The 4,722-nt window shown below is 68.7% G+C and carries 4 protein-coding genes; 3 read left to right on the top strand and 1 reads right to left on the bottom strand.

Translation table 11 applies throughout. The features are described from left to right. Together JMF90_RS24760 and JMF90_RS24755 are read left to right on the top strand one after the other, a co-directional pair. The coding region (locus tag JMF90_RS24760; protein WP_201325540.1) for an ABC transporter substrate-binding protein at positions 1–998 on the top strand (998 nt) is incomplete at its 5' end. After that, positions 991–1,818 carry an ABC transporter permease gene (locus JMF90_RS24755; protein WP_011549906.1) on the top strand — a complete coding sequence of 276 codons (828 nt, stop codon included), beginning with the start codon at positions 991–993 and terminating at the stop codon, positions 1,816–1,818. The genes JMF90_RS24760 and JMF90_RS24755, both read left to right, overlap by 8 nt. Positions 1,819–1,869: 51 nt before the next feature. On the opposite strand, the gene JMF90_RS24750 is transcribed toward JMF90_RS24755, so the two are convergent. Continuing rightward, the gene (locus JMF90_RS24750; protein ID WP_054928654.1) at positions 1,870–3,108 is read right to left on the bottom strand and encodes an SfnB family sulfur acquisition oxidoreductase; all 1,239 of its coding nucleotides are present in this window, start codon (positions 3,106–3,108) and stop codon (positions 1,870–1,872) included. Between the two features lie 307 nt (positions 3,109–3,415). Between JMF90_RS24750 and JMF90_RS24745 the strand changes: the two genes are divergently transcribed. Then, positions 3,416–4,687: an acyl-CoA dehydrogenase family protein gene (locus tag JMF90_RS24745; protein WP_011549908.1), complete on the top strand. Its 1,272-nt coding sequence runs from the start codon at positions 3,416–3,418 to the stop codon at positions 4,685–4,687. The last annotated feature ends 35 nt before the right edge of the window (positions 4,688–4,722 follow it).

Raw genomic sequence — 4,722 nt, 5'->3', positions numbered from 1 at the left:
CATCCGAAGGGCTGACGGTCGAGCAACCGAAGCTGCTGCGCAGCTGGGCGCAGCTCGTCGAAGCGTTCTTGTCCGGCCAGGTCAACGTCGTGCACCTGCTGTCGCCGATGACGCTGTGGGCACGCTACGGCAGCCGCGCGCCGGCGAAGGTGGTCGCGTGGAACCACGTGAACGGCTCCGGGCTGACGGTCGCGCCCGACATCGATTCGCTGCGCGATCTCGGCGGCAAGACCGTCGCGATTCCATTCTGGTACTCGATTCACAACGTCGTACTGCAGGACCTGCTGCGCCAGCAGGGGCTTACGCCGGTGCTCAAGCGGCGCGGCACGCCCGCGGCGAACGAGGTCAACCTGGTCGTGATGGCGCCGTCGGACATGCTGCCCGCGCTCGCCGCGCGCCAGATCGCCGGGTACATCGTCGCGGAGCCGTTCAACGCGACCGCGGAATTGATGAAGATCGGCAAGATCCTGCGCTTCACCGGCGACGTGTGGAAGAACCATGCGTGCTGCGTCGTGTTCATGCACGAGAACGATCTGACGCAGCGCCCCGCGTGGTCGCAAAAGGTCGTCAACGCGATCGTGAAGGCGCAGCTCTGGGGGCGCGCGCATCCGCAGGAAACCGCGCAACTGCTGTCGAAGGACGGCACGCACCGCTATTCGCCGCATACACTCGCGTCGCTCGATCGCGTGCTGGTGCCGTCGGCGTCGCTGGCCGACACCTATCGGGCGAGCGGCGCGATCCGTCATGCCGACTGGCACGCGAAGCGGATCGACTTCCAGCCGTATCCGTTCCCGAGCTATACCGAGGCGCTGGTTCAGCGGCTGAAGCGGACGGTGGTCGACGGCGACAGCACCTTCCTCGCATCGCTCGACCCGGCGTTCGCGGCCCGCGATCTCGTCGACGACCGGTTCGTGCGCAAGAGCATCGACGCGGTCGGTGGCTTGGCCGCGTTCGGCCAATCGGGCGCGTTCCAGCGCGAGGAGATCATCGTTGTCTGACGCGCTCGCCACCCGTCGCTCGTCCGCACCCGACACGCGCCGGGCCGGCGGCGCCCGCTACCCGGCACGCGTTGCCGCGGGCTGGCTCGGCGTGGCCGGGCTCGTGGCGACGGTCGCCGTCTGGTGGGCCGCGATCCACCTGTTGACCGAGCCCGGCTCACTTGGCCGGCAGTTCGCGCCGGACAGCGCGTTCGCGAGCCTGCGCGCGCTGTGTGCGGACGATCAGCTGCTCGAACACGCGCTCGTCAGCCTGCGACGCATCGGCGTCGGGCTCGGCACGGCGCTGCTGATCGGCGTCCCGCTCGGCCTGTTGCTCGGCCGCGTGCGATGGGTCGAGCGGATGCTGTCGCCGACGTTCCAGTTCCTGCGCATGGTGTCACCGTTGTCGTGGATGCCGCTCGCGGTCATGTCGTTCGGCATCGGCGACCGCGCGATCTACTTCCTGCTCGGGTTCGCCGCGCTGTGGCCGGTGCTGATGAGCACGGCCGCCGGCGTCACGCAGATCGACCGGCGCTGGCTGCAGCTCGGCGCGAGCCTCGCGGCCACCCGCCGCGAGTTGCTGGTCCATATCGTGCTGCCCGCGATCGCGGGGCCGCTGCTCAACGGCATCCGGCTCGCGATCGGCATTCTGTGGATCGTGCTGGTGCCGGCCGAGATGCTCGGCGTCAATGCGGGCCTCGGCTACCTGATCCTCGATACGCGCGACCGGCTCGCGTATTCTGAACTGACGGCGGTGATCGTCGTGATCGGCGCGCTCGGCTTCACGCTCGACGGCATCGCGCGGGTGTTGACCCGCGCGCTGCTGGCGTCCGACCGCTAGCACCGCCATGGAGACAGGCAGCGCTCGGGCGGACCGTTTGCCGTGGGCGGCTCAATTCCACGCATGCCGCGCCGGGCGGGCGCCGTTCAGGTAGTAGTTGCCGACGAGGTGATATTTCCAGCGCACCGGATCGTGCAGCGTATGCGTGCGCGCGTTGCGCCAATGCCGGTCGAGATTGTGCTCCGCGAGCGTCGACTGCGTGCCGGCCAGCTCGAACAGCTTCTCGCCGGCGAGCAGCGCGACCTCGGTCGTCAGCACCTTCGCTTCGCCGACCGCGACGGACGCCCGTGCGACGTCGTCCTCGGTCACGTCGCCCTTGGCCGTGATCTCGTCGAGCGTGCGCGCCGCACGTTCGAGCAACGCGTCGGCCGCATGCAGCTGGATGTGCAGGCGGCCGATTTCGCGAATCGTCAGCGGATCGTCGACCGCCCGCTCGACGCCGCTGTCGACCCACGGCCGCGTGCGGGTCCGCACGAACGCGAGCGTATCGTCGATGGCCGCCTTCGCGATGCCCGCGTCGATCGCCGCCTGGATGATCTGCGACAGCGGGCCGTTGAGCGTCGGCACGTCCGACACGCGCTGCGCGGGCAGCACGTGCGACGCCGGGATGCGCACCGCGTCGAGCACGACCGTGCCGCTCGCGGTCGTGCGCTGGCCGAATCCCGACCAGTCGTCGATCACGGTCAGCCCCGGCGTCGGTTGCGGCACGTACGCGAGCCAGGCCTGCTGCGCGTCGTCGAGCCCGAGCACCGGCACGTAATGCGCGAACAGCGCGCCGGTCGAGTAGAACTTCGTGCCGTCGACCACATAGTCGTCGCCGTCGCGGCGCACGCGCGTCTTCAGGTCGAGCACGTGCTTCGTGCCCTTCTCCGAGAACCCGTTGCCGAACCGCTTGCCGCTCAGCACTTCGGCGAAGAAATGACGCTTTTGCGCATCGGTGCCGACGAGCGTGATCACGTCGATCAGCCCGAAATGATTCTGCGGAAGCTGCCCGAGCGACGCATCGGCCGCGGCGATGATCTTGATCACCTCGGTGAGCGTCACGTGCGACACGCCTGCGCCGCCGTATGCCTTCGGCACCGTGATCGCCCACAGCCCCGATTGCGAAAACCATTCGATTTCCTCGCGCGGCAGGCGGCGATCGCGATCGCGCTCGGCAGCCCCTTGCGCGAGGCGTTGCGCCAGCGCATGCGCGACCGCGATCGCTTCCGCATCGTCCGCGATCACGCGGGCCACCTGCGGTCGTGCATCGGCCGGCCGCTCCTGAATCGTCGCGCTCGTGTCTGACATCGGGCTCTCCTGTCGAATGGCGAAAGCATTCAATCTAGCAGCGCCGCGCGGGCCGGAAAACCGAGCGATTCTCGGAACGATATTCCTTTGGAGAACAAACGACGTCGATCCCGACGCAGGTGAATCGGCGTTTCGACGTCGCAACGGATGCATGAACGTCGATGCGTCCCCGCGCGGTTGCGGACGCAGTCTCGGTCGCAGCGCTGTAATACGCAGCGACGATAACGATCCGAGAATCCGTTATTGGAACGCTCGCGTCGCGCTTCCTATACTGGGCTCCCGGCGCACGCCCTTCGAGGAAACCCGCATGACTTCGTCGCACGCAGCTCCCGACCTTTCCACCGGTACCGATTACGATGCGCTCGCGAGCCGGTTCCGGCCGATCTTCGAGCGTATCGCCGCCGGCACCGCCGAGCGCGAACGCAACCGTGAACTCCCGCACGAGGCGATCGGCTGGCTGAAGTCGGCCGGCTTCGGCGCAATCCGGCTGCCGGCGAGCGCCGGCGGCGCGGGCGCATCGCTGCCGCAGTTGTTCCGGCTGCTGACCGAGCTGGCCGCCGCCGATTCCAATTTGCCGCAGGCGCTGCGTGGGCATTTCGCGTTCGTCGAGGATTGGCTGAACGCGCCGGCCGGGCCGCAGCGCACGACCTGGTTCGACCGCTTCGCGAGCGGCCAGCTCGTCGGCAATGCGTGGTCGGAAGCCGGCGACGTGCCGCTCGGCCAGACCGTTACCAAGGTGTCGGAGCAGAACGGCCGGCTCGTGCTGAACGGCCGGAAGTTCTACAGCACCGGCAGCCTGTTCGCCGACTGGATCGACGTGTTCGCGCAGCGCGCGCACGACGGCAGCGACGTGATCGTCGCCGTCGCGACCGCGCAGCCGGGCGTGATCCGTGAGGACGACTGGGACGGCTTCGGCCAGACCACCACCGGCAGCGGCACGACGCGTTTCGAGAATGCGACGATCGACGCGGACAACGTGATCGATTTCGCGCGCCGCTTCAAGTACCAGACCGCGTTCTACCAGCTGTTCCACGTCGCGACGCTGGCCGGCATCGGCCACGCGATCGTGCGCGACGCGGGCGAGCTCGTGCGCAACCGCACGCGCGTGTACAGCCACGGCAATGCGCCGCGTGCGGGTGACGATGCGCAGCTGCAGCAGGTGATCGGCGAGATCGCGTCATGGGCGTACGCGGCCGACGCGCTCGCACTGCGTGCCGCACAGCCGCTTCAGCACGCGTACGAAGCGCGCTTCGGCGGCGACGAAGCGGCCGAGCAGGCCGCGAACGTCGCGGCCGAAATCGAATCCGCGCAGAGCCAGCTCGTCGTGTCCGAACTCGTGCTGCGCGCGGCGACGCGCCTGTTCGACGCGCTCGGCGCGTCGGCCACCCGCAGCACGACCGCGCTCGATCGCCACTGGCGCAACGCGCGCACGGTGTCGTCGCACAATCCGCTCGTGTACAAGGCGCGCATCGTCGGTGACTGGATCATCAACGGCCGCACGCCGCCGTTCGTCTGGCGCGTCGGCAACGGGGCGGACGCCAACGCGGGTGCCGGTGCGGGAACGGGGGCCGCGCAATGAGCAAGACGATCCGCTTCAACGCATTCGAGATGAAC

This window comes from Burkholderia sp. E168m23 (assembly GCF_016586125.1).
GTDB classification, from domain to species: Bacteria; Pseudomonadota; Gammaproteobacteria; order Burkholderiales; family Burkholderiaceae; genus Burkholderia; species Burkholderia orbicola.
The sequence above is the reverse complement of the archived record's forward strand: the minus strand, read 5'-3'. Positions and strand labels throughout refer to the sequence as shown.